At 44.1% G+C, this 26654-nt stretch carries 15 protein-coding genes; 8 read left to right on the top strand and 7 right to left on the bottom strand.

What is annotated here, in order from left to right:
• Positions 1-51 precede the first annotated feature (51 nt).
• Positions 52-525: a reverse transcriptase domain-containing protein gene (locus AC6RV6_RS08320; protein WP_500240422.1), complete on the top strand. Its 474-nt coding sequence runs from the start codon at positions 52-54 to the stop codon at positions 523-525.
• A gap of 335 nt (positions 526-860) precedes the next feature.
• Here AC6RV6_RS08320 and AC6RV6_RS08315 read toward each other — a convergent pair whose 3' ends face one another.
• The 4 genes from AC6RV6_RS08315 to AC6RV6_RS08300 all read right to left on the bottom strand — a co-directional run bounded on the left by AC6RV6_RS08315 (position 861) and on the right by AC6RV6_RS08300 (position 11065).
• Entirely contained in the window at positions 861-3287 is a 2427-nt protein-coding gene (locus tag AC6RV6_RS08315) for an eCIS core domain-containing protein (RefSeq protein ID WP_500240355.1), read from the bottom strand.
• 13 nt (positions 3288-3300) lie between these two features.
• Positions 3301-5253, bottom strand: coding sequence for an ATP-binding protein (locus AC6RV6_RS08310; RefSeq protein WP_500240353.1), 1953 nt, complete (start codon positions 5251-5253; stop codon positions 3301-3303).
• On the bottom strand, positions 5250-6500 hold the full coding sequence (locus AC6RV6_RS08305; protein WP_500240352.1) for a Pvc16 family protein: 1251 nt from the start codon (positions 6498-6500) through the stop codon (positions 5250-5252). The genes AC6RV6_RS08310 and AC6RV6_RS08305 overlap by 4 nt, the downstream gene beginning before the upstream one ends.
• A 230-nt stretch (positions 6501-6730) precedes the next feature.
• Positions 6731-11065 carry a hypothetical protein gene (locus tag AC6RV6_RS08300; protein ID WP_500240351.1) on the bottom strand — a complete coding sequence of 1445 codons (4335 nt, stop codon included), beginning with the start codon at positions 11063-11065 and terminating at the stop codon, positions 6731-6733.
• 459 nt (positions 11066-11524) lie between these two features.
• Here AC6RV6_RS08300 and AC6RV6_RS08295 point away from each other — a divergent pair, with 459 nt between their 5' ends.
• Positions 11525-12727, top strand: coding sequence for a GNAT family N-acetyltransferase (locus AC6RV6_RS08295; protein ID WP_500240349.1), 1203 nt, complete (start codon positions 11525-11527; stop codon positions 12725-12727).
• 44 nt (positions 12728-12771) lie between these two features.
• Here the strand turns inward: AC6RV6_RS08295 and AC6RV6_RS08290 are convergent, their stop codons facing one another.
• A complete protein-coding gene (locus AC6RV6_RS08290; protein WP_500240347.1) occupies positions 12772-13491 on the bottom strand; it encodes a hypothetical protein in 720 nt (239 codons plus the stop codon).
• A gap of 96 nt (positions 13492-13587) precedes the next feature.
• Between AC6RV6_RS08290 and AC6RV6_RS08285 the strand changes: the two genes are divergently transcribed.
• Positions 13588-14439 (top strand): ATP-grasp domain-containing protein, encoded by an 852-nt coding sequence (locus AC6RV6_RS08285; RefSeq protein WP_500240345.1) that lies wholly within the window; start codon positions 13588-13590, stop codon positions 14437-14439.
• Positions 14440-14561: 122 nt separating this feature from the next.
• Positions 14562-16037, top strand: coding sequence for a sensor histidine kinase (locus AC6RV6_RS08280; protein ID WP_500240344.1), 1476 nt, complete (start codon positions 14562-14564; stop codon positions 16035-16037).
• Between the two features lie 8 nt (positions 16038-16045).
• Here the strand turns inward: AC6RV6_RS08280 and AC6RV6_RS08275 are convergent, their stop codons facing one another.
• Positions 16046-16873 carry a class I SAM-dependent methyltransferase gene (locus AC6RV6_RS08275; protein ID WP_500240343.1) on the bottom strand — a complete coding sequence of 276 codons (828 nt, stop codon included), beginning with the start codon at positions 16871-16873 and terminating at the stop codon, positions 16046-16048.
• Positions 16874-16919: 46 nt separating this feature from the next.
• On the opposite strand from AC6RV6_RS08275, the gene recJ reads away from it, so the two are divergent.
• On the top strand, positions 16920-19283 hold the full coding sequence (gene recJ, locus AC6RV6_RS08270; protein WP_500240342.1) for a single-stranded-DNA-specific exonuclease RecJ: 2364 nt from the start codon (positions 16920-16922) through the stop codon (positions 19281-19283).
• Between the two features lie 244 nt (positions 19284-19527).
• On the opposite strand, the gene adhE is transcribed toward recJ, so the two are convergent.
• On the bottom strand, positions 19528-22209 hold the full coding sequence (adhE, locus tag AC6RV6_RS08265) for a bifunctional acetaldehyde-CoA/alcohol dehydrogenase (protein WP_500240341.1): 2682 nt from the start codon (positions 22207-22209) through the stop codon (positions 19528-19530).
• 526 nt (positions 22210-22735) lie between these two features.
• Between adhE and hoxE the strand changes: the two genes are divergently transcribed.
• The 3 genes from hoxE to hcp all read left to right on the top strand — a co-directional run bounded on the left by hoxE (position 22736) and on the right by hcp (position 26613).
• Positions 22736-23257 carry a bidirectional hydrogenase complex protein HoxE gene (hoxE, locus tag AC6RV6_RS08260; protein ID WP_500240339.1) on the top strand — a complete coding sequence of 174 codons (522 nt, stop codon included), beginning with the start codon at positions 22736-22738 and terminating at the stop codon, positions 23255-23257.
• 43 nt (positions 23258-23300) lie between these two features.
• Positions 23301-24905 (top strand): NuoF family protein, encoded by a 1605-nt coding sequence (locus tag AC6RV6_RS08255; protein WP_500240337.1) that lies wholly within the window; start codon positions 23301-23303, stop codon positions 24903-24905.
• A 67-nt stretch (positions 24906-24972) separates the two neighbouring features.
• Entirely contained in the window at positions 24973-26613 is a 1641-nt protein-coding gene (hcp, locus tag AC6RV6_RS08250) for a hydroxylamine reductase (protein ID WP_500240335.1), read from the top strand.
• Positions 26614-26654 lie beyond the last annotated feature (41 nt).

Below are 26654 nucleotides of genomic sequence, written 5' to 3'. Positions count from 1 at the left end.
AACAATTCAAAATAGCTCCGGTTTTTTTGAATTCTGAATTTTGAATTTTGAATTGATTGGTGTCCGCTTTCTCCTCTCATGGGGGCGCTTTTTCTCAAGCCTTTGGATGACCGCATGGCGGAGTTGGGTTGCTTTTATGTCCGTTTTATGGATGATTGGGTGATTCTCGCGCCGACGCGGTGGAAGTTAAGGAAGGCGATTAAGGCAACCAATGAGGTGATGGAGGAGTTACAGGTGGAGAAGCATCCCGACAAAACTTTTATCGGGCGCATCTCGCGAGGGTTTGATTTTTTGGGCTATTGGTTCTCGCCACGGGGGTTATCGGTGGCGAGGAAAACCGTAGAACGGATGCTGGAGAAGGTACGGCGGCTTTATGAGCAAGGTGCGTCTAGGGGGCGCATTCTGTCTTATCTTTCTCTTTGGGGGCGTTGGGTGCGATCGGGTTTGCAAAAGGTTCAGCCTTTTTTTGCTGGTGGGGTGCGTTACGCTGTCGCTAACGCACCATACCACGAGCGGCGATCGTGATGTGCGACAACCTTTCACTGACGCACCCTACCATTTCCTACTCGGTTTTGATCGCCAAAACCCTTTCCTAAAAGCGATCGCTTGGTTTTTGTGGGGGTCTGGGGTGCGTCTTGCTTTCGCTGACGCACCGTACCATGATCTGCGATCGTGGTATTTGTGAGTTTGTGGGGTGCGTTTCGCTCTCGCTAACGCACCATACCACGAGCTGCGATCGTGATCGCCTCGTGAATGTCAAATGCGATCGCACAGGTTTTTATCGTTGGGTGGTGCGTCTCGCTTGGGCGGACGCACCCTACCTACCATGATAGCGATCGCACTACGATGCTAATCCGCGATCATTTTTTCAGTTTTTTCACTACCCTGTCCTTGATTTTTTCGCGCTCCTCTAAAAATGAATCCATGTATCGACGGCGTTTTCGCCGACCTTTTGGTTTTTGTTCGTCCTCCTCTGTGTAATATATAATCTTTTCATCATTCTTCGTGCTGTACTCGTTCTCCCACAAATCTTGCGGTTTTTGCTTAGATCTTTTCATTGCTTTCAATGCTTTTCTCTTCTTCCTGCCTTTCTTACTTAATTGCTTACTTTTCTTGGGTTTTACCTTTTGCCCCTCCTGACTGTACTTACTGAAGAATATATCGTACGGGTATTTAGAACGATCTCCATAAAAGTAGTCTTCTTTTAATACCGATTGAGATTTGGGTATCCAAGCGTCACTTATGACTATTTTGTCGGCGTCCTCGTCCGATGTGAAACCTTGTTGCGTTATCTCGTGATCTAGTTTTAAGCTCTTACGACGGATTGGGACATTTTTGCTGTTGTTGTAAAGTGAGGCAAATACACTTGATGCATGCTCGTCACAATTGCCTCCTGGAAAATGTTTCATATCTGAGAGATTGCTGGATATCCAATCCAAGTCAGAATCGCTATACTCGGATTGCTCGCCTTGGTAATTTGCCTCGTTTCGTCCTGCTTCCATATATTCCAACGACATTCCACTACTCTCCTGCACGGTTTTTTTGATATTTCCCGCTCCAAATGGTAGCCTTTTTGCCGTTTCCAAGATCGCTTTATTGCCTCGTAGAATTCGTTTCATTGTTTTTTCGTCGATCTTCTTTTCCACAACGTCTATGGGCGGGGTTACCTTGTGTCCCTCACTTTGATTTGTATTCCACGCTTCATAAAGTCCCATTCTGTGTTCAATTTTATTGCTCTGATTATCAATATAGTTTTGTACGTCTTTTTTCTTCGGAGCATTCTTACCACTGGATAGAGGTAGCTTTTGCATTATTATGTAATTTCTGGTATCGCTCTTAGTACACTGGATTATTTCTCGGCTTGACTGTAGTTCTCTCTTTTGATGCAGCTTCTGGGGCTGAAATACAAACGATGAACTCATAAGATGTCTTAATGGCATCATAGACGCTTTTTCCCCATCCATCTCTGTCCGAACTCGTTCTTTTTTACTCCCTATCCTTGATGTCTTGTGCTCCATCACACTAATGTTGATTTCTTGCTTGCTCGCTGTTCCTCTCGTTTCCTGCTCTTCTCGCATCATCTGCATGCCTTTCTTGCCCATCACATCCGCCTCGCGCTCCAAACCCCGATCGCCATTCACCCCAACCCCATTCACCTTAAACTCTTCTTTCACCCTTCCTTGCATCTGCTGTACAACGTGCCACGCCTCATGGGGCAAATGCCGCTCCTGTCTGGGCGCAACCTCGATCGCATTCCCTTGTGTATAAGCCAGAGCATTGAGTTGCGCGGGTTTGGGCGAATTGTAATTGACGCGCACGCTAGAGAGATCGCAGCCAGACATCATTTCGATCCCTTCCTTGAGGCGATCGGATAAACCTGTTTGGTTTGGTTTAGGGAATACCTCTCGCTTTTTCACGTCTTTTCCCATCGCCAACTTCCTCTGAATCGGTATCCCATTGACTCCAGACAACGGCGACAATAAATCCGATCGCCCGCTTGCTTGCACCTCTTCCCTCGGCATCAGGTTTTCCACATCTTGCATCCCGATCCTGCTTGCGTGAACTTGTTGCAGGTGCTGTTTGTATTCCTGCCGTTCTGCCGCCATTCTCTCGATATCCTCTCGTTCCTCCTTCACATTCCAGATCGTCTCTAGCGTCGCCTCATCCGGCTTGCGAACCTCTTCTAACTCTCCTGCGGATTTTGATTCCGATCCCTCTTGCCCAGAGAATATCTCTTCGGCATTCGTAAATGGCTCATGACCGATAGTTTTCGAGAGTCTGCTCCGGTTTCTCACCTGTAACTCGGGATTCTCTGGTTCTTTACTCCAGATTGGATGGGGAATTGCTTGACAAACCTCCTTTTTTAACTTCCCGGCGGTTTTCAAGTCCGCGATCGCTCTTTGCCAAAGATCGTCAAAGCGATCGAACCGATTGGTGTTGGCAGCTTTCTGATATTCATCGATTTTGTTCGCGATCTCATCCTCATACCCTTGCCATCCCGTTTTGGCACTCGCTCCTCGAATGTTCGCCAACAGTTTCCCGCTCATTTCATTTTGAGGTATATGGCCCACTACCATCGTCCTCTGCACGATCGCTTCATTTCTTGTATTACACAACAACTGCACTGGAGAAAAACTCGAACGCACTCCCCCCTCATACTCCCTCTGGATCGGCATCGCTTCACCCTTCCCCGCCAAATCCGATCGCCGAGCAAACCCCGAACCCAAAAACTCTTCCCGCTTCTCCTCCACGGGATACTCTTTCTCGCACTGTATTCTCACTTTCATGTCAGCTGTTCTCCTAAAATTGAGAATGATTTAAACCAGATCGGGAGCGAATCGGATCGGGAAACGAAAAAGCCGAAAAATCTGCCTCGATTTTACCATCCCATTGAAACTCCGTCTCGTAGATCGGTCGTCCTAGTTTTTGATACTCCGATCGCACCGCCACCAAAAGATGCCCCATCTCCACCGCCTCCCCATCCTTCGCCGCCAGAAACGCGGCATTGATGGCGATATTGTGAATTGCGCCCCCTGTAAGATTAAACTTTGCTAAATGAGCGTAATCCAACTCCCCGACCGGCATTTGAGAGGGAAAAGCCTTCTCCCATAACTGCTGGCGATAGGCCAAAGAGGGAAAGGGAAAATCGATAATAAACCGCAAACGCCGGAGAAATGCCTTGTCGAGAGACCCTTTCAAATTCGTCGCCATAATCGCCAAACCGCGATAAGATTCGATGCGCTGGAGCAAATAATCGATCTCCATATTGGCATAGCGATCGCGTGCGTCCTTCACTTCAGACCGCTTGCCAAATAGGGCATCTGCCTCATCGAAAAAGAGAATCGCCCCCCCTTCTTCCGCCGCAGCAAACAGACGGCTCAAATTCTTCTCTGTCTCCCCGATATACTTACTCGTTATCGAAGATAAATCGATGCGATAGAGATGCAAATCCAACTCATGGGCAATAACCTCCGCCGCCATCGTCTTTCCCGTCCCGCTTTCCCCCGCAAAGAGCGCCGCCGTCCCCAAACCTCGATTTAAGCGATCGCGAAATCCCCACTCATCGTAAACCCGCGATCGCCAGCGCACCTGATGGACGATCTGCCAGAGCAACCCCAACTCTTCCTCTGGCAAAACCAAATGCTTCCAATTCGCCTTCACCTCCAACCGTTGCGCCAAACTCCCCAAACGGGGTTGAGTTCGTTGCAAACAAGCACGCCACAGCGATCGCCCTGCCGTTGACCCGGCAATTTTCTCGATTTCCCCAAAATTTAAGCTAAATTGACCCGCTAACTGCAAAGGCGCATCCTCCGCCGCCTCGGGTAACACCACTTCCCAGGCTCGACGCTGTTCCTCGGGAGTGGGTTTCTCCGTCGCGATCGCCACTGCTTCTCGATTTGCCGGCATTTTCGCATCCCGACTGTCGAGAAAGAGCAACCCCCGACTTTGACTCAAAAATCGCCGCAATGCCACCCCTGAAGTTACTTCCTGCGTATCCACGTAAAGCGCCAAAGCGAGCAAGCGTTCTTCTCGCTCCCACAATCGCAGAAACTCTGCATATTCAGTAGAAGCGGGCATGAGTTCCCCCATCAAACCGTATAGCGATCGCCCGTAAATTTCCGCCACCTCTCGGGCAATTTGCTGCTTGCAAGCAGCATTTCCCCCCGTTAACTGAATAATTGGTAAGGGTTGCGCCGGATCTGCCCGTTCTAAAACTTGACAAATTTCCGCCACGATCGCTCCTTGAGACGGCGCGAGGTTGGGTAATTGCCCCGCTTCCTCCGAGCTTCCCAAAGGAAACAACAGCGAAGCCAAACGGCGATCGAGGCGATTGGATCCCGTGAGGAAATTGAGAATGCGATCGTCAATTTTTAGAGGGGAAGCGATCGCGGGTCGAGAATCTCGTCCCAGCACCTCCAGCAAGCGCCAATAGCGCAAAGCCCCTTCGGAAGACATTGCCTCCCAACTCGGCTCCCCAAAGACCTCAAACGCTAAGGAAAACGTCGGATAGGCGCGATTGTGCGTTCCCTGTAAGCGATCGCACAATTCCGGAATCGTCGGATCCAATTCTATGGCCGTACAAAGGAGCAAAATTCCTTGTTCCAATATTGAGAGATGAAAACACTCTCCTAAATATTCGAGGGTAGAGGGCAGTTGAATGGGGGAACATTCCTCCGCCTCGCCTATCATTTGCTGCAAGCGCGATCGCAGGGTTTCCAGAGCTATCCCCAAAGCGATACGATTCTCATTCATCTTTCTCGTACCTCAATTTTTTGGTTAAATTTCAACGGTCTCGCGGCAAAATCCACAGGGATGCTATCCGCACCATCCACTCGCAACCGCACCACGTAATCCCCCGCCGGGACATTGCCCACCCGAAACGTTAAGGTAGAAGGTGCGATCGCCTCCTCTGGGGTGGCAATTTCTTGTACGGGAATGCCGCGATCGCCCAAAAACAGAATGACCCGTTGAGAGGGTCGCACTTGAGGAATGCAGGCAATCTCTATGGTCAAATTACCCGCGATCGCCTCTCGGGGAGAAATTTCCACCACCTGTGGGGCGATCGCAAGGGGCAATTCTTCACTGGTCCGCACGTACTCTTCTCGGACAATAACGAGAGAGAGGGTATAAAACCCCGCCACCCAGCGAGAAACGATTTCGGGGTCTTGCAAGCGATCGGGTAATCGCACCTGCAATTCCTCCTCCGTCGGTTCCGGTAGAGGAGAAAGGGCGATCGCTTCTTCAAGGAGGGGATGAAGCAACTGCACTGATAAATTAGGGGCATTTAATAAAGTGCCACGCAGGGTGAAAACCTCCCCCATTTGGGCGCTGTGCTGGCGATGGGGCAATTGCACTGCCTTCAACGAGGGTACGCCGAAATTGGCGATCGGACTCGCACCACCCCGCAAACGACCGTTCATTTGGGGCAGTACCGGTAAAGACACTTTCACGGGGACGTGACTATCCAAAACCACGACCGAAATTTGATAGGCAACCGAAGCCCGATACTGAGCCTGAAACCCCTGCCAAATCTTAGAGATCTCCTCAAACGCGAGAGATTGCGGCACGATATTAAGACTGTCGATTTGTTCGTGGAGATTGCTTTGCGGCAATCGTTTTGCGGTCGCCGTGGCAATTTCAGCCGGTTTCAGGATTTTATGGTCGTGAAAGATGCTCATCACGCGACCGAGTAATTGATGGCTCGCGATTTCATCATCATCTTTGCCATAGGCCACGATTAAATAGTAGAGATCCAACCCTAAAGGCGACTCCTCGCGAATTCCTCGCGCCCCTTGCATTCTTTTCGGAAGATTTTTCCAAGCCAGATTGGGGGTTGCGTGATATAGAAACAAGTTGATTTGATTGCTATCGCTATGGCCGCGTGCTTTATCGAGAGGAAAGGCAGTGATATTACCACTTCCCAGTTCTTCTCGGAGACCCGAGAAAAGTAAGTTTTGCAACGTGGTCGTCACGGCGGCGATCGCAAGAGAGTTACTCATTGCTTATCTCGTTGGGAGCTAACTATACACTAGAATACAGCGTATCCTTTTTGATCTAGCATAGAATGCAGACTTTTCTTGAGTCCAAAGAATACACTAAAGAGATTACCAAAATACTTTTTAGAGAAGCAACTTAAAGAAAATTAATTTTTCTCTTTCTTGATAATATCGTGGATCGCAAGCTCTAATAGAAGAGAAAGCGATCGCACCTCTCATCTTCTCTTTCGGCTTTACTCCCATGCGTCCAATTGAGCTAACCAATTTTGCAGAGTTGAAGATACGCGATCGCGGCTGCGTTCAAAGTTAGCGGCAACAATAATTAAAATGATACCTGTCACCAAACCAATGACCCATTTTAAAAAAGCATATTGAAAAATGAGGACAATGAGTTGATAGAACGTGGCAAAAAGAAAAGTTATCGTTCCCACATACAAAAATGCCCGCACTTTTATCCCCAAGCCGATAAAAATAGCCAACAATGCGATCGCCCCGGGAACGAGTCCTGTTTCGCTATGCAATACCAGTGCGACAACACAAGTTAAACTACTGCCGATAACCCGCAATAAATGGCGGTTTTTCCCTTGGGAAGCGTCTTGCAAAGCCGGATCGAACTGGGCTATATAAATCAGGGATAAACTAGCTAGAGAAACATACCAAAGCGGATCTTGTAACTGATTGCTTTGGAAAAACCGCGCGATCGCCCAATTACAAAACCCTAAGGCAAAATACGTCCAACGCCAGTTTTTTGACTGTTGCGCCACTCGTAAATAAAATGCCGAAACAATGAGTAAATTTAGGGTGGAAATATCGGGAGATTGAGTTAAAAGAACGATGATGGGTAATGCGATCGCGCAATATTGCCAAGGTTGTTTGCGCCATCCCCAAACATTCCAAGGTAAAGAATAAAGGGCTAATGCGATCGCGCAACCGATGGGGACGGCGGCAATGCCAAAAAGCATAAATTCCGGCCAGAATAAGCGCAGATAAATTGAGAACAATCCTACTTCAATGAGTCCTAAAATGACCCAGAGATCGTTGATTTTGGGCTTATCTAAGCCACGTCCTTGTAGAACTGCATAGAGTGGGATAATTCCCCAAATTGGCGTTCCTAAAAGGCGTAATTGTGAGGGAAAATTCATGCCAAAAAGTAATCCCCACCCCATCAGTAAACTCGCGATCGCCCAGTGAATATTTCCGGCAAAAACCAGATCGATCCGTCGCAAATTATAGAAAATCTCACGATCGTTAGTTTGCAAGATGAATGTCAAACTCCGATAAGCGATCGCGATAACCATTGCAATCATTGCAAGGATAGTCAAGCCATCCACCGGACTGCCTCCCGATCCTTGCGCCATTTGATAGATCGTGAGTTCGTAGAGGGCGACGGATATACCTGCCAGAGAAAGGTAAGATAACCCCCGCCAACTGGGACGCTGACTTCCGATCGCCAGTCCTGTTAAAGCTGCGCCCAAGGTCAAAAATCCGGTATATGCGGTAAAGTATCCCCAACGTAGCAGCAACCCAAAAATTGTATACAGCAAGGAGATGAGGTAAAAGCGATCGGGAGAGACAAAACGCGATCGCAAGCCAGAGAAGCGATCGTAGACCATCACACCACCTATGAGGATATTAGCGATCGCAAGGGTAAATAAGGACGCATCTATGAGCAATAAACCGCCACTAACCATCAATTCTATCCCCCAAGCAATGCCCCAAACAATCTCATTCTCATGGCTGGGTTTCGTCCAGCCGCGCAAGGCGATCGCTCCAGTTAAAACGATAGGTGCAATGAAAAACGCCCAATGGGAGAGTAAAAGCTGCCCGTATCCTGCCGCGATCGTGGAGGACAGTCCAGACAATAGCGCAATTGTGAGCGCGATCGCCCAAATATCGGCAGCTTCTCGATAGACTTTCGCGAGAATGCCTTCTCGATGTTTTAAGAAGCGATGGAAACTCCAGAGGAGTGCAATGGCGATCGCACCCACAAATAACCATTCTGCACCCGCCAATTTCGGCCAGCAGATAGCAATTCCCAATCCTAATCCATAACCAATGCTAATGAATGCAGTCTCAGTGCGTTTGAAAAAATTTGTATTTGCAACCATGAGACCCGTCGCTGTCCCCAAACCAATTAATCTGGGGATAGGTTGTCCAATGAGTAAATATTGAACGGCGAAAAGTGCGATCGTACTGGCCAAAACTGCTTCTTTTTGGCGAGGAGAACTAACCCGAGAGACAATCGTTAAGGTCAGAGGAATCAGTAACCATACTAAAGCATATTCGGCTAAGATAATGTTTCCAACTTGAGGAACACTTAAACAAAGATAACTACCGATCGCCCCCATAAATCCCAAATGCCAACAACTGAAAGACCAGATTGCAAGCCGTTGTGTTGTTAATTTTGTTCGGTCTGCAATCTGTATTTTTTCTAAGCCCATAAAAGCGATCCATTCTGCGATCGCCCAAACCATAAAAATCACCGCATAATTCTCGATCGCGAGTTGGGGAAACAGCCAAGGAAAAAGCGAGAAAGTTGCGATCGTACTGGAAATATGAGCGAGATAGATAAGAAAAGGACGAATTCTAACGCGATGAGCAATAATGAGAAAAGAAATTGTCCAGAAGAACAAGGAAAGTGATAGTAATGAAGGAGAGGAAGAAACGAGTAAACAAGTCGATCCTCCTAATGTCAGTGCTAATCCTTCGCTAACGTTAATAAAGACAATTTTTTGACTGCGAGGATGTCCAATTCGAGAAACAAAGGTTAAAGCCAGAGGAACGAATAACCAGATTAGAGATTGTTCTATTGCAATAGATTTTACTGGCAGAATACTCACGAAAAAATAACTGCCGATCGCTCCAATAAATCCTAAATACCAACAACTTAAAGACCAGATCGAAAGCCGTTTTGCTGCTGATTTTGTTCGATCTCCAATCTGTATTTTTTCTAATCTCATAAAAGCGATCCATTCTACGATCGCCCAAGTGAAAAGAAGAATGCCATACGTTTCGATCGCGAGTTGGGGAAATAACCAAGGAAGAAGCGAGAAAACTGCGATCGCACCGGAAATATGCGCGAGATAGATGGTGACAGGACGAACTTTGAAACGATGGGCAATAATGAGAAATGAAATTGTCCAGAAAAATAAAGAAAGCGATCGCAAAGAAGGAACAAAAGATGCAGCCAAGCAAGTTAATCCTCCCAACACAAGCGCCAATCCTTCACCAAAATAGGCGAGATTGGGTTTGTCGAGTCGGTACAGTTTTTCCATGTAATGAATACAAAGAAAGCCGTAACCAAATGATGCACCAATCGTGAATGCAGCGCTAATCTCTTGATAACCTGTTAAATTGGCTAATACTATAAAGAAACTGTCCCAAAATTCTCTCGGAATTAAGAGGGTTAATAACACCCCACCTTGTGCGCCGATCGCAAATAATGCCAGTAAGTCTCCCTTGTGCCAATATTGCTTGAACCTTTTCAGAAAGCACCAAAATCCCAAACTACTGACCGCGACAGATTGCCAAGGAAATTCTCTTTGCAAGCCTACTTGCCAACCGAATATTATTAAAACAATACCAACAATTTCTAAATTTTTAGCCAGTACAATATTAGATTTAAGATACGGAACAATTTCCGTACATAGCCAGCCTCCAATCCCAATGACTAAACTTAATTGAGCAAGGGGGAGTTGTTCGAGAATTAGACCTCGAATCAATAAAACAAGAAGCGCAAACAGAATAAAACCGATCTGCAAAGGATCGATCTTTTCGGATTGAGAGAATTTTTGTCGTAAGAGAATCGCAGTGAAAATTGCCCCTAAATAAATAGCAATCAGAGGAAAATCGGGAAAATTCCATCCCCAATGTAAATAACATAATCCTAAAAATAAAGATGTTTCGATCGCGATCGCTTTTCGGGAAAGTAAAAAGGGTAAACTACTCAAACTAATTGTCGCGATCGCAATTGCCAACCACCCAAAAATATTACGCCATAAGCCAAAACTATCCATTGCGACAAAGTTAATGGGAATGAGCAACAGCGCGACAATTTTTAAGGTTTGCGAGGTTAATTTCAGTTTTTCATTTTTCCCAGTCCACCAGCTAGAAAGACCAAAAACTAAAGTATAAAGATATAAGATGCCATATTGTCCAATAGAAGAGATTTCTTGCCATTGAGTGGCAGCCATGACCCCCGAGGAAACAATAATGAGGAAAATTCCGAGGAAGAAGAGCCAGCGCAAACTCAGTTCATCTTTAAAAGATTGAAAAATTTGCTCGAGTCCAGAAGGTTGATAGGGTGCAGTATTTTGCGTTGCCAGCGCTCTTTGTGGGATGGGAATGGGAATTTCTTCGGGGATTTTCCGAACTGAAGATTCTGTTTTTTGTACCGTTATCATGGGTTCGGGTAAAGAGCAGGTTAAATAGCGCTGACTTAATTGTTTGACTTGGCGATCGTCTAGCAAACCTAATTGCAACCAATATTCTAAACCTGCTAAGAGTTGGGGTTGCGAGGCATTGACGGTAATTTCCAAGTATAAAAAACGGTTTATCTGAGAAGACATGGAAGTAATTTAAAATAACATTGGCAAATTTAAACTCGCGATCGCATAAATTTTTGAGCCAGAGGAGGAAATTTGGATTAAACCAAAAAGCATTTCATTTTTACCCAAATCTATTGGCTTCTAACCTTTAAGATGCCCTGAATTTTTACTCTTTTTCAAGGGCGATCGGGACGATCTCGCGATCGTCATGTTCGGAGTCCTAAAAATAACAAGGGAAAACCAACGATCTCGATATGAAAAAGCGAAGGAACGAATGACGATTTTGAGATTGCCACTTTCTCGATTTATGCTGGGTCAATATAATGCTATGGGAGGATGCAAATATGCAAATACTCACTCTTACTGTAGCGAACTCGAGAAGCGATCGCCTTTTTTCCTAAAATGTTCTTAAAGATTGTGAAACATAAAGAAATATGAATTAACCTAAGAAAAACGCGATCGACTCTTCTATAGGTTGTTATGGTTCAAGACATTTCTCCCCAATACTCTCTCACTTGGTTGCACAAAATGTCAGAAATTCCCCAAACAGCGTGGGATGAGTTGGCAAAACCTCTCGAAACGCCCTTTTTGGAATGGGAATGGCTGAATAATATCGAGACTTCTCGCAGTGCAACAGCGAAAACGGGATGGCAACCCTGTCATTTGACCGTCTGGCGCGATCGCCAATTGGTCGCCGCCGCACCATTGTATCTTAAAGCTCACAGTTACGGCGAGTTTGTTTTCGACCATCAATGGGGAGATTTGGCGAATCGTTTGGGGGTTTCTTACTATCCGAAGCTATTGGGAATGACTCCCTTTACTCCCGCAGTCGGCTATCGTTTTTTAATTGCACCGGGAGAAGATGAAGATATTTTAACGGCAATGATGGTCGCCGCGATCGACCATTTTTGCGATCGCAATCAACTCTCGGGGTGCAATTTTCTCTTTGTCGATCCCGAATGGCGTAAAGTCATGGAACGTCATGGGTTTAGTAGTTGGTTGCACCATAGCTATATTTGGAGCAATCGAAATTTTACGACATTTGATGATTATTTAAAAGTGTTTAATGCCAACCAACGGCGCAATATTAAACGGGAACGAAAATCGGTGACAAAAGCCGAGTTACGGATGGAAGTTCATGCAGGAGCAGAAATCCCTCATTTTCTCTATCCTATGATTTACCAATTTTACAGCAATACTTGTAATAAATTCTATTGGGGAAGTCAATATTTAACGCGCAAATTTTTCGAGCAATTGTATCCTAAGTATAGCGATCGCGTCGTTCTTTTTGCTGCTTATTTAGACGAACGAGACCCCAATAAACCCGTAGGAATGTCTTTTTGTTTGCGAAAAAATCAGAACTTTTACGGACGCTATTGGGGAAGTTTTGATGAGTTTGATTGTCTTCATTTTGAAGCCTGTTATTACAAACCCATTGAATGGGCAATTTCTCAAGGGATTCAAATGTTCGATCCGGGTGCAGGGGGAAGACACAAGCGCAGGCGAGGATTTCCCGCAACTCCCAATCATAGTTTACATCGTTTCTATGACGATCGCATGAGAAAAATTCTCTGTTCCTATATTGGCGAAATTAACGATATGGAACAGCAAGAAATTGAGGCAATTAATCAAGATTTACCATTCAATAAGCGAGAAATTAATTTCGATATATGTGATGGATGATTGAGCCAATAAAACTTTAATAACTGATGAGAAATGAACCAATTTCAATAAAACTCGACTCGATAAATTGATTCATTCGTTTCGAGATTAAACCAGAAAACCAGCATTCCTCGCCCAGTATCAACATACATTTTGCCCAATCTTGAATCGCGATGAAATATCGCAGAATAATCTAAATCTTCTAGGAATTGGGCAACAATTTGAGTGTTGCGACCTAAGAAACGTTTTAATTCTGAAGGACGGGGAGGCCATTGTCCAAAAGGTTCAAAGGCCGATCCTTCTTCAGAATCATATAAAAATGTGCCATCGCATAAAGTTATATCATTTCTAATACAAGAACGAACGGATTCTGTTAATATTGTCTTACCATTTTCTAAAATAGTTAATTGGGTCTCATCGATCTGATAGCGAGCGATCTTGCTTCTGGCATAATATTCATTCTCATTTTCTCCGCGAAATGCGGGCAATCGGAGAAATTCATTAGGGTCTTGACGATTGATGCTATAGTAATCTAGAGCATTATTCGAGGCAGTGCGATCTCGTCCCCGGCTGCCTTGACAAACATAAATATAAAAACTCTCTGTAACATAACGAACCAAAGTTTCTCCCCGTCCGCCATTTTCTGGGCAATATCGGGGCGGTTGACGGAGAAAACTCTCAAAATTTTGACTGTTAACGACAGAGGTTTGAGAGAGTCCTAATGTAAAACAGATGAGTCCCAATGCAGCATAGTGCAGTTTTTTGATAAGATATCTTTGAGTCATGATAGCATTTTACTCTGCGCTCCTGTTTTGCTTATAATATAAAGCTAAAGCTCAGAAAACAAGCAGTTTTAATAATTCCTCAAAAAACTCAGCATTATGTTAACAAATATTCGCCTTTTACTTGAGGCTTGTAAAAGACTAAACCTTAATTATGATATTCTCCATTCTACACAAAATCTCATCCGGGTACATTTATCTCAAGATTATTATTTTGTTAATTATACAATTCCGATTGTCAGTCAAGCGATCGCAAAAATTCTGATTGATAAAGAATATACTTATCAATTGCTTAAGGATTGCGTTAAGAGTCCCAAAACTCTTGCCTTTTTAACCCCTTTTTGTGACGAAAAATATCAGAATTATTTGCACTTTGATACAATTGGTAAAATCGTCGCAGAAATACAAACTCATTTTTCCTATCCCACAATTGTCAAAAGAAATCGAGGAACATCAGGTAATAATGTTTTTTTATGTAGTCATGAACATGAAGTGATTAATTCTCTTAAAACTATTTTTGATATCAAAAGTAAAAATAGCGACTATGTTGCTTTAGCACAGGAATATATTAATATTGAACAGGAATATCGAGCCGTTTTTTTAGATCGAGAATTAGTTTTACTGTATGAGAAAGACAATAAGAAGGCAAAATTCACAGGTAATTTAAGTCCGCTACATTGGGAAGGTGCAAAAGCAAAACATATTTGCGATCGCGATCTCATTGCCGAAATACAAACATTTATTGCTCCGGTTTTTACTCATCTCGATATCGGTTATGGTGGATTTGATGTCGCCCGCGATCGCAATAATCAGTTATGGTTAATTGAAATTAATTCTCATCCCAATTACAGTATTTTTATCCGAGACAATCACGAAGAAATTATCATCCAACTTTTCATCAAAATCCTCAAAAAATTACAAGATAACTCACTGGTAACTGGTGACTGGTGACTGATAACTGAATAAGGTTCGGTTCTCCTGCTATAGTATAAGCACGAGAAGCGTTAGCATCAAATAGATAGGAGGGATGTCGCCGCCTGCAAATGCAAGTTCTTGTAAAAAGGTAGAGAGGAATGGTTGGACTGAACTGGTCGTTACCCACTCTAAGTCAAGTGGTAGAACAAAGTGAAGATTGTTGGGAACAAAACAGACAAGATTCCCAACGAGAACCTCTATGTACTCTTAATGCACTGTTAAAAATTGAAGGTCAATGGTACGGTGCGATCGCGGCATTAGAACAATTATTATTAAAACTTATTCCCAAGGATACCGATAGCTGCCAAGGATTGTTACTGTCGGGTTCGACTCCAATTTTATGTAACCCAGAATTATTGTCCCACTTAAAAATGGGCGTATTTGCCCCTAAACGCCAACGGCAATTTTCCCTCCCTGCTGCTTTTTGTCAACCTCAACCGACCAAAACGCCGACGGTTTTTGAATATCCTCTCCTTGCTGCCGATCCTCTTTCCAGTGAGAAGTTTTGCCTCGCTTTAACCACTCATTTTGGGTTGGTTGTGGTTTTGGGCAAAGGAATAAGCGGAAAATTACAGTTTCGCTTCTCCTTCGATCCCGAGGTGGTCAATTTAGCATGGCAAACTTTGCGATCGCGCCTTCTCGTTCTCTGTAGCGATCGCCTTGCTTCCCTTGACAAAATCGTCTCTCGCTTTATCCCTCCTCCTCCAGACTATCGCCTCGTTACGGCCTTCAGTCGCCATTTATTAGCTAATTTACCTGATGAATCTCCTTTGATTTCTGTACGAGCCAAGCCTGAGATTTCTTGTGAGCAAAAAAAAGAGAAGTCAGAGTCTCTGGATACAGATATTATTTCAGAAATAGAACTATTGCAAGCGCTAACTCACGAAATTCGGACTCCTCTCACAACAATCCGAATGCTGACACGGTTGTTATTGAAAAAACGAGAAAATTTATCTGCTAAGGCGATCGAACGTTTGGAAATCATCGATCGCGAATGTACCGAACAGATCGATCGCATGGAACTCATTTTCCGAGCTGCTGAGTTAGAAAGCAAGCCCATGCGATCGGAAAGTATGCAATTAATTCCCATTTCCCTCAAAAATATTATTCAGCAAAATATTCCTCGCTGGAAAAAACAAGCGCAAGGTCGCAATGTTACGCTTGATGTGTTGCTTCCCGAACAATTACCCACGGTTGTGAGCAACCCAGAAATGTTGGGTCGTGTCCTATCTGGACTTATGGAAAGTTTCACCCGCAGTTTACCGACAGGAGGGCAATTACAAGTTCAAGTGGCTACCGCAGGGCATCAATTAAAATTGCAATTGGTTTCGGAAAATGTATCTTTAACCAACTCTTTGAAATCAATGGGACAATTGCTCATGTTCCAACCAGAAACCGGAAATTTAAGTTTAAATCTCGATGTTACTAAAAATCTTTTCCAGATATTGGGAGGTAAATTAACGATTCGCCAGCGCCCTCAAAAAGGTGAAGTTTTAACTATTTTTCTCCCTTTGGGGGTGCACCCTTCTCCTTTCCAAAAGTCCGATCTCAAAAAACAGAAAACCACCCATTAAGCTGACTCTCAAATGACTTTTCTGGCAATATGAAAAGCAGAAAGATAAGAAAGTTCGATTTTTCCTTCAAAATCTTTTTCAATTGTCTCTCTTAACGCTGTAAACAAAGATTCGCGATCGCGAGTTTCTATGCGTCGATAAGGAGAGAATGTATAGAGAAGAAGTAAATAATCATCTACTGTATAGGTAGTTTGACAAACAATTTGTTCGGAAATTAAATCTTGAAATTTACCCGAGTCGATAAGATTCTCAGCAACACTTTGTAAAATTTCTTCTTGTTTGGTTTTACCTTCATAGCAAGAGAGAGAAGGAGTATATCTTTGATAAACTTTGTTTAATTTCTTGTATTCTTCATATCGAGGTTCGGGATGCGTATTCCAAAATAAGATTAAGCGGCCTTCTTTTTGTAAAGCATTTGCTGCTTTAGGATAACCAATTTCTGACGGTATCCAATGAAATGAATTGGCAGCTAAAACGGCAGCAAATTTCTCTGGTTCTACTTCCCATTCTTCAAAAGATGTATTAGCAATCTTAACGCAAGGATACCCACGACAGTTATCTTGTAAAAATTGGCAAGCTTCTCGACTGGGTTCGAGACAAACCATTGAAAAACCGCGTTTAGCAAAGCCAATGGTTGCATTACCCGGACCGCTACCGATTTCTAAAATAGTTGCATCGGGACGCAATTGGGAAACTGCAACAGCGCGATCGCAGAGTGCTTGGGGATATCTCGGCCTCGCTCGATTATACGCCTCAGCAACCCTTGAATACCAAGTTTTCCGTGTGGCTAAATCTTGATTCGCATACCATTTTTTTTGTTGTTGCCAATCATTCATTGTTTTTGTTTTCGGTTATACTAAAACATTAGCATAAAATTAACAGATGAATGCTCTCCCTCCTCGCTGGCAACTTCCTCCTACTTCTGATGTTCCTGCGGAATTTATCGAGGTAATTAAATCTTACTGTCCTGCTTCCGAAGGAAAATTTGCCGCACAATTACTTTGGCAAAGAGAGATGCAGGATTTAGAAAAATTACCGGGTTTTATCAACTGCGATCGCTATCAGTCTGCCAGTCCTTTTGCTTTTGGCGAAGAGATGCAATATGCTGTCAAACGCCTTCAAAAGGCACGAGAAAGAGGGGAAAAAGTGACGATCTGGGGAGACTTTGATGCTGATGGAATCACCTCAACAAGCGTCCTCTGGGATGGGTTAGGGCAATTTTTCCCGCAATACTTGCAGTTAGATTATTATATCCCCAATCGTCTAACGGAATCCCACGGTTTAAATATACCGGGACTGGAAAAATTAGCAGCAACGGGAACAAAATTAATTGTCACTTGCGATACAGGAAGTACCAACATAGAAGAGATCCATAACGCCGCAGAATTGGGCATTGATATTATTGTCACCGATCATCATACTTTACCAGAAAAGCGCCCCAATGTTGTCGCGATTATTAATCCTCGTTATTTAGCAAAAACACATCCTCTCTATCACCTTTCTGGGGTCGCTGTTGCTTATAAATTAGTGGAAGCACTTTACGAAGATTTGCCGCAAGTATCGCAAAAACCCCTTGAAGAATTATTGGATTTAGTGGCAATTGGTTTGATTGCAGATTTAGTCGAATTGAGTGGCGACTGTCGTTATTTAGCGCAACGAGGAATCAAACAATTACAAAAACAACTGAGACATCCGACTCGTCCCGGTGTTGCTTTACTATTAAAATTATGTCAGAGAAGTGGCGATCGCCCTACAGATATTTCTTTTGGGTTGGGACCGCGAATTAATGCCGTCAGTCGCATTCATGGGGATGCTAATTTTTGCGTGGAATTATTAACCAGTCACGATCGCGATCGCTGTCGGTATCTTGCGGAAGAAACAGAATTGGCTAATAGTCGTCGCAAAGAATTACAAAAAAATGTCACGAATTCAGTAAAGAAAAAACTCCAACATCTGGACTTATCAACAACCTATGTGATTGTCTTGGAAGATCCGCAATGGTCGGTTGGGGTTTTGGGATTAGTAGCCGGACAAATTGCTCAAGAATACGGTCGTCCTACGATACTATTAAGTACAGAACAGAATCAGTCACCAGTCACCAGTCACCAGTCACCAGTAAATAGTCAAATATTATCTCTAGCACGAGGATCGGCACGTTCTGCGAATGAAATTGACCTTTATCAATTGGTGCATTCTCAAAAACATTTATTGCATCGTTTTGGTGGACATCCTTATGCGGCAGGCTTGAGTATTCCGATTGAAAATATTGCTCTATTTACTGAGGCAATTAATCAAGAAGTTCGCTTACAGATTGGTACTATAGAATTAACTCCGATGGTAAGTGCAGATATTACTGTAACGGTAGCCGACTTAGGTAAAGAATTATTTAAAGAATTGAATATTTTAGAACCTTGTGGTATGGGAAATCCTATCCCTAAACTCCTGATTGAAAATTGTTGGTTTACGAAAGTTTGGCATAATAATACGAAAGACAGTCGCGGTAAAAAAATTCAATATATCAAAACAACTTTTGAGATGGGTGATGATTCTTCTCCTTCTAGCTTTCCGGGGGTTTGGTGGGGACATTATAAGGAGGAATTGCCCGCCGATCGCCCTTGTGATGCGATCGTTGAGTTGGATTACAATACTTATAAAAATCAATACGAAGTGCGCCTAATTGCAGTGCACGATCGCAGTGCAGATCTCGTTTATCAAAATGACTTTTATGCGTCCAATATTCTCTTAGATTGGCGAGGAGAATTGTTACCAGAACAACAATATGATTCTACCATTCTCCTCCAAGATTGTCCGATGAATTGGCGGAAAATTTCTGAGGAATTTTATAAGGCAGTTTCAGAAACCCAAAAACTTGCCCTTGCTTATTCTTCTCCTGAATCTTTAACTTCAGGAGAAGTTTGGCAGAAACTTGCAGGAATGGCTAAATATTTGCAACGTACAGGAGAAACGACGACTTATCGGAAATTGCAAGCAAAACTCGATCTGAGTTCGCAAACCTTGGGCTTAGGAATTACTGCTTTAGAAGCAATCGGATTTGAGGTCAAAAATCACCCTCTTGCCTTACAGATTATCGGTATTAAAGAGGCGCGATCGCATCCCGAAACTGCAATTCAATACTTTATTGATGCAGTAGAAGAAGAACAATTTCAACGCCAGTTCTTTTACAAGGCTCCTTTGAGAACTTTGCAGGATACTTTGTCTTTTACAGTTCGCGATCGCAAACCTTGATATCCTGCAATTGAGAACACCAATCCTTAGTTAAAAAGTTGAAAAAACAGGGAAAATCAGTAATTATCATAGCTGAAGAAAAGAAATTGAACAAACATCTTAAAGCAGAAGCTAACTTATTTATTCTGGTTCATTAACTAGCATAATAGGTTACTATCTTCCCTACACTGGAGTCGTTTTAACAAAGCGATCGCTTATTTTTGATAAACATTACCAAAAATAAGCAATCGTTATTATTCAAGAACTAACTTTGTAAAACGACCTCACCTTCCGATTCCAATTTCACTGCAGCCTGATAACCATTGCCATTCAGAGAAACTTCCCCATCAACCGGAGATTTTCCTTGATAAGCATCGGTTAAAAGTTGCTTCAAATCACTAATTAAAGGATAGCGCGGATTCGATCCGGTACACTGGTCGTCAAAAGCACGATCGGCGGTTTGTTCTAATTGAGCGTAAAAGACGCTTTCCTCATCTTTGAGATACTCTTTGATACTGCTAGGAATATCAACTTGACGCTTCAAATCTTCTACGGCTGCAATTAAAAGATTTACTTTCTCTTCTTCGGTTTCGCCACCGAGTTGTAAATAATCGGCAATGCGAGAATACCGCCATTTTGCATTGGGATATTTATATTGCGAAAAAGTGGCTTGTTTGAAAGGAACATCCGTCGCATTGTAGCGAATGACGTGGGAAATCATCAACGCATTGGCCAACCCGTGGGGAATATGAAAAGTTGCCCCCAGTTGATGCGCCATCGAGTGACAAATTCCCAAGAAAGCATTAGCAAAAGCCATCCCCGCCATTGTTGCCGCATAGTGGACTTTTTCCCGCGCTTTCGGATCTTTTGCACCATTTTTGTAGGCACTAGGAAGATATTTAAACAGGAGGCGAATGGCTTCTAATGCTAACCCATTGGTATATTCTGAAGCTAACACGGAAACAAATGCTTCTAACGCATGAGTTAAGGCATCAATGCCACCGTAAGCGGTAAGGCGATCGGGCATATTTAAGACCAATTCTGGGTCAACGATCGCCATATTTGGCGTTAAAGCATAATCTGCAAGAGGGTATTTGATATCATTGCGGCGATCGGTGACAACAGCAAACGGTGTTACTTCCGAACCCGTTCCCGATGTCGTCGGAATTGCCACCATGATCGCTTTTTCTCCTAAAGGTGGGAGATCGTAAACTCGTTTGCGAATGTCCATAAAACGCATCGCTAACCCTTCAAATTCAATCTCGGGATGTTCGTACATCAACCACATAATTTTTGCCGCATCCATTGGCGATCCGCCACCGAGGGCAATAATTACATCGGGTTGAAACGTATTCATGACCACTAAACCGCGTTGAACTGTGTCCAAAGAAGGATCGGGTTCGACATCGTAAAAGATGTCATATTTTAAACCAATTTCATCGAGAACATCTTCCACATTTGCCGTCATTCCCAAATCGTAAAGAGGTTTGTCTGTAACGATAAAAGCGCGTTGTTTGCCAGCCAATTCTCGTAAAGCAACGGGGAGAGAACCGTATTTAAAATATACTTTGGGAGGAATGCGAAACCACAGCATATTTTCCCGTCGTTCCGCAACCGTTTTAATATTGAGTAAGTGTTGGGGTTCGACGTTTTCAGAGATAGAATTTCCGCCCCAAGTTCCACAACCCAAAGTTAAAGACGGATCCAAACGGAAATTATATAAATCACCGATCGCACCCTGAGAAGACGGCGTATTAATTAATACCCGAGAAGCTTCTACCCGATCCTCAAATTGTTTGATATGTTCGCTATTTCCGGGATTGGTATATAAAGCAGCCGTATGTCCTCGTCCGCCAAATTCTACTAATTTACAGGCTTTGATGACGGCATCATCATAATCTGTGGCGCGATACATAGCCAAAATCGGGGATAATTTCTCGTAAGCAAAAGGCTCGCTGACATCAATCTCTTCTGCTTCGCCGATAATCACCCGCGTATTGGGAGGAAGAGTCACATCGATTAAAGCGGCGATTTTATCCACGGGTTGACCGACAATTTCTGCATTTAACCGCCCGTTAACAATAATTTTACCCCGCATTTTCTCCGTTTCTTCCGGGGTGAGGAAATAGGCACCGCGATCGCAAAATTCCTGCTTCACGTCCTCATAAACGCCATCCACCACGACTACCGATTGTTCGCTGGCGCAAATCATACCATTATCAAAGGTTTTACTGAGAATAATTGAGGAAACTGCCATTTTAATATGAGCAGTAGAATCAATTAAAGCAGGGGTATTACCAGCACCTACCCCTAAAGATGGATTCCCTGAGGAATAGGCTGCTTTCACCATTCCCGGCCCCCCAGTGGCGAGAATTAATTTAATATCACGATGCTGCATTAAGGCTTGGGAAAGTGGGACGGTCGGTTCGTCAATCCAACCAATAATATTAGCAGGGGCACCAGCTTCTACGGCTGCTTTCAATACGACTTTTGCTGCTTCAATGGTGCATTCTTTAGCACGAGGATGAGGAGAAAAAATAATCGCATTGCGAGTTTTTAGGGCAATTAAAGCCTTGAAAATTGCCGTAGAGGTAGGATTAGTAGTGGGAACAATTCCGGCTAAAATACCCACAGGTTCGGCAATTCTTTGAATGCCGAAAGATTTATCTTCTTCGATAATGCCGCAGGTTTTTTCGTTTTTATATTTATTGTAAATAATTTCGGAAGCAAAGTGGTTTTTAATCACTTTATCTTCAGTAACTCCCATTTTTGTCTCTGTTGCAGCCAATTTTGCAAGGGGAATTCTGGCTGTATTGGCAGCTAATGCCGCCTTTTTAAAAATGCGATCGACTTGCTCTTGACTGAAATTCGCATAAGTTTTTTGGGCAGTTTTGACTCGCAAGATCAATGATTCTAGTTGTTCGAGAGTTGTAACTTTGCTTTCCATAAGAACTTATTGCTCCTTTCTTTTTAGGGGTTAGATGTAGATTGTTATTGATTGTTGGTTACTTGCAAGGGTTTCATTCTAACACAAGCTTTTGTTTTCTCAGAAAACCTGCTACTTTGTTGGTCTTTCCTTAGGATAACATTTGTTTTTTCAAGAAATAACAAAGATAAGATTAAAGTTTGATGAAATACAAAAGACATCTGAGATATTTTAGAATGAGATATTTCCCTGCAAATCGAGAAAAACTCAATATCCAATGATATTTGAGGGTTCTCGGAAAAATGTTATGGTTTCCTCGCACAGCTTTCGCGAAAGGTGCGATCGCAAAATAGTGCAAAATCGTATCATCAACAACAAAAACGTTGTTTTAATCCAAAGAAAAAGATTAGTTTCAATTGTTTAACAATTCTAAACTTTAGGGTTATTGAACTGAAAAACAAGAGAGAATAAACAATGAAGAAATGAATTAACGGCGAATGGGGGAGAAAAACCGCGATCGCTATTAAATTATAAGGATTCTCTAGATATGCCTCCTACAATAACTGAAACAAAACCCGAAAAATCTCAAACCGCAAAACCAAAAATTGACAAGCGTTTCAAGGTTTTAGAAATGACCATGAAACGCAATCATTACAGTCAAGATGCTCTCATTGAAGTTCTCCATAAAGCGCAAGAATCATTTGGCTATCTGGAAGTAGAAGTCTTGGAATATATCGCCCGAGGCTTAAAACTTCCTCTCAGTCGCGTTTATGGGGTGGCAACTTTTTATCACTTATTTTCTCTTAAGCCCAGTGGCGAACATAACTGCGTGGTTTGTTTAGGAACTGCTTGTTACGTCAAAGGCAGCGGCCAGATTCTTGAAGACATGAAAGCCAAACTGGGGATAGAAGTCGGAGAAACTACGCCAGATGGAAAAATTTCCCTCCTTTCTGCCCGATGTATTGGAGCTTGCGGCATTGCCCCCGCAGTGGTCTTTGATGGGGAAGTGGCCGGAAAACTCGATACGGAAGATGTAACGGCACGCTTGAAGCAATTGGGTATTGAGTAAAAAGTAACGAGTAGCGATCGCTATTGAGAGGAGAAACACCAGTATGGATTTACAAGAACTATTGAGTTTAGCTGAAAGTGAAAAAGCAAAGCAGAAGGAGATTCGCGTTTGTTGCTGCACTTCTACAGGCTGTCAGGCGGCTAATTCTCTCGAGGTGAAAAAGAACCTCACCCAAGCGGTTAAAGCAGAGGGACTCAGCGATCGCGTGGAAGTTGTGGGAGTAGGCTGTATGGGCTTTTGCGGTAGAGGACCCCTTGTGGAAGTGACCCCCGACGATCGCCTTTATGAAGAAGTCAAACCCGAGGAAGCAGCCAGTATCATTCAAGCCCTTGATAGCGGCGAAGCTCAACCCATACAAGGGGATTTACAGCATCCTTTCTTCGCCCGTCAGACCCCGATCGTTCGCAAACATAGCGGTAAAATCAACCCCGATCGCATTGAAGATTATATTGCAGCAGGAGGCTATCAATCCCTTTGCAAAGCAATTTATGAAATGACCCCCGAAGCAGTGGTGCAAGAAATCACCCAAAGCGGCTTGCGGGGACGCGGCGGCGGCGGCTATCCCACGGGATTAAAATGGGCGACGGTGGCCAAAATGCCCAGAGAGCAAAAATACATCATTTGTAACGGCGATGAAGGGGATCCCGGGGCATTTATGGATCGCAGCGTTTTGGAAAGCGACCCTCATTTAGTGCTTGAAGGCATGGCGATCGCAGGCTATGCAGTAGGAGCAAACCACGGCTATATCTACGTCCGCGCCGAATATCCCCTCGCCATCAAACGCCTGCAAAAAGCCATTCAACAAGCAAAACGCCTCGGCATTCTTGGCAGTCAAATCTTTGATTCCCTCTTTGATTTTAAAATCGACATTCGCATCGGTGCAGGAGCCTTCGTTTGCGGAGAAGAAACCGCCCTCATTCGTTCCATCGAAGGCAAGCGCGGCAACCCCGTCCCCCGTCCTCCTTATCCCGCCGAAAAAGGCTTGTGGACTCATCCCACCCTGATTAATAATGTCGAAACCTTTGCCAATATTGCCACCATTATTAAAGAAGGAGCCGACTGGTTTGCCGCGATCGGCACGGAAAACAGTAAAGGGACCAAGATTTTTGCCCTCACCGGGAAAATTCGCAACAACGGTTTAATTGAAGTGCCGATGGGGATTACCTTACGGGAAATTGTCGAAGAAATGGGGGGCGGCGTTCCCGATGGGGAAGTTAAAGCGGTACAAACCGGAGGACCTTCGGGGGGGTGCATTCCCGCCGATCTCCTCGATACGCCCGTTGATTATGATTCCCTCGCTAAAGTCGGATCGATGATGGGATCCGGGGGGATGGTGGTCATGGACAAAAGTACCAGCATGGTAGAGGTGGCTAAATTCTATATGGAGTTTTGCGTAGAGGAAAGTTGCGGCAAATGTATTCCCTGTCGCGCCGGAACCGTGCAGCTTTACGGAATGTTGGCAAAAATTCTGAAAAAGCAAGCCACAGAAGCCGATCTGGAGAAATTAGAGCGCCTTTGCCAGATGGTGAAAGAAACCAGCCTTTGCGGTCTGGGGACATCGGCTCCTAACCCGATTTTAAGTACCCTGCACTATTTCCCGGAAGAATATCAAGAATTAGTCAGTCACCCGTCATCCGTAGGGACGTAAATGCTACATCCCTACACCGGCTAGGTAAGAATCCATAACCAATAATCCACAACTAACCCTTAAAACTATGTTTTGCGAACAATGCGAACAAACTGCTAGCGGTCAAGGTTGCCATCAATGGGGAGCCTGTGGTAAGAGTCCGGAAACGAATGCCCTACAAGATTTACTCGTGTATTGTCTGCGATCGCTTGCCCCGGTTGCCTTAAAAGCACGAGAATTGGGCGTTTCGACGCGAGAAGCAGATATTTTCACGGCAAAAGCGCTTTTTGCCACGATGACCAATGTGAATTTCGATAAAAAACGCTTTGTGCAGTATTTGCATACTTGTATCGACATGCGAGAAGCGTTGAAACAGAAATGTAGCGATCGCATTTCAGAATGGCCAAAAATCGCTCATTTTACACCAGATTTTTCCGCAAGTTTGGTCGAGCAAGGTCAAAATGCGTCCCTCGAACTCATCGATCTCGCTGACGGAAACCCCGATATTTTTGCCCTCAAACTGACGGTTTTATATGGGTTGAAAGGCATGGTTTCCTATGCTTTCTTGGCCTATGAATTGGGGGAAGAAGACGATCGCATTTATCAATTTACCCATGAAACCCTCGCCGCCATTGACTGCAGCGATCTCGACCTTCCCGACTGGGTAGATTTGGCGTTACAGGTAGGAGAATTGAACCTCTTGGCGATGAAACTCCTCGATGCCGGTCATGTCAATACTTACGGGCATCCCGTTCCTACTCCTGTCCCCCTCAATGTCAAACCGGGAAAAGCCCTTTTAGTTTCGGGTCACGATATCAAATATCTGGCAGCCATCTTAGACCAAACGGCTGAAACAGGCATCAACGTTTATACTCACGGAGAACTCTTACCCGCCCACGGCTATCCTCGCCTCAAAGAAAAATATCCTCATTTTTACGGTCATTACGGCACCGCTTGGCAGAATCAAACCAAAGAATTTGCCAAATTTCCCGGGGCGATCGTCATGACAACGAACTGTTTGATGCCGCCTCACGAAAACTATGAGGAAAAACTCTTTAGCGTTGGTGCCGTCGGTTATGGCGGTTTAACTCACCTGCCCGAGACTGACGGAATTCCCGATTTTGCTCCCGCGATCCAAGCATCCCTCGATCGCCCTGGGTTTACAGAAGACGAACCTGCGCGGGAAATTACGGTTGGATTTGCCCGCAATGCCGTCATGAATGTTAGCGATCGCGTCATCGAAGCCGTTAAAGCCGGACAAATTCGTCATTTCTTCCTCGTGGGAGGCTGCGACGGCGCTAAACCCGATCGCAACTATTACACGGAATTCGTGGAAAAAGTCCCCGATGATTGCGTCGTCCTCACCCTCGCTTGCGGCAAATTCCGCTTCTTCGACCAACAGTTGGGAGACATTGGCGGCATCCCTCGCTTATTAGACTTAGGACAATGCAACGATGCCTATTCTGCCATTGAAATTGCCCTCGGTTTGGCTAAAGCCTTTGACACCGATGTCAATTCTTTACCCTTGTCCATGATTCTCTCGTGGTACGAACAGAAAGCGATCGCCGTGTTACTCACACTGCTTTATTTAGGCATCCAAGATATTCGCTTGGGACCCACTTTACCCGCCTTTCTCACTCCCAATGTTTTCCAACTCTTATCTCAACAATACAACCTCAAAGCCATTACCACCCCCGAGGCAGATTTAGCAGCTTGCCTGGGTTCATGAACAATGAGCAATTATCAAAAGAAGAAAACCTAAAATCAGCA

This window comes from Spirulina sp. LEGE 11439, assembly GCF_059821285.1.
Note: the sequence above shows the minus strand (reverse complement) of the source record. Positions and strands in the feature narration are given on the sequence as shown.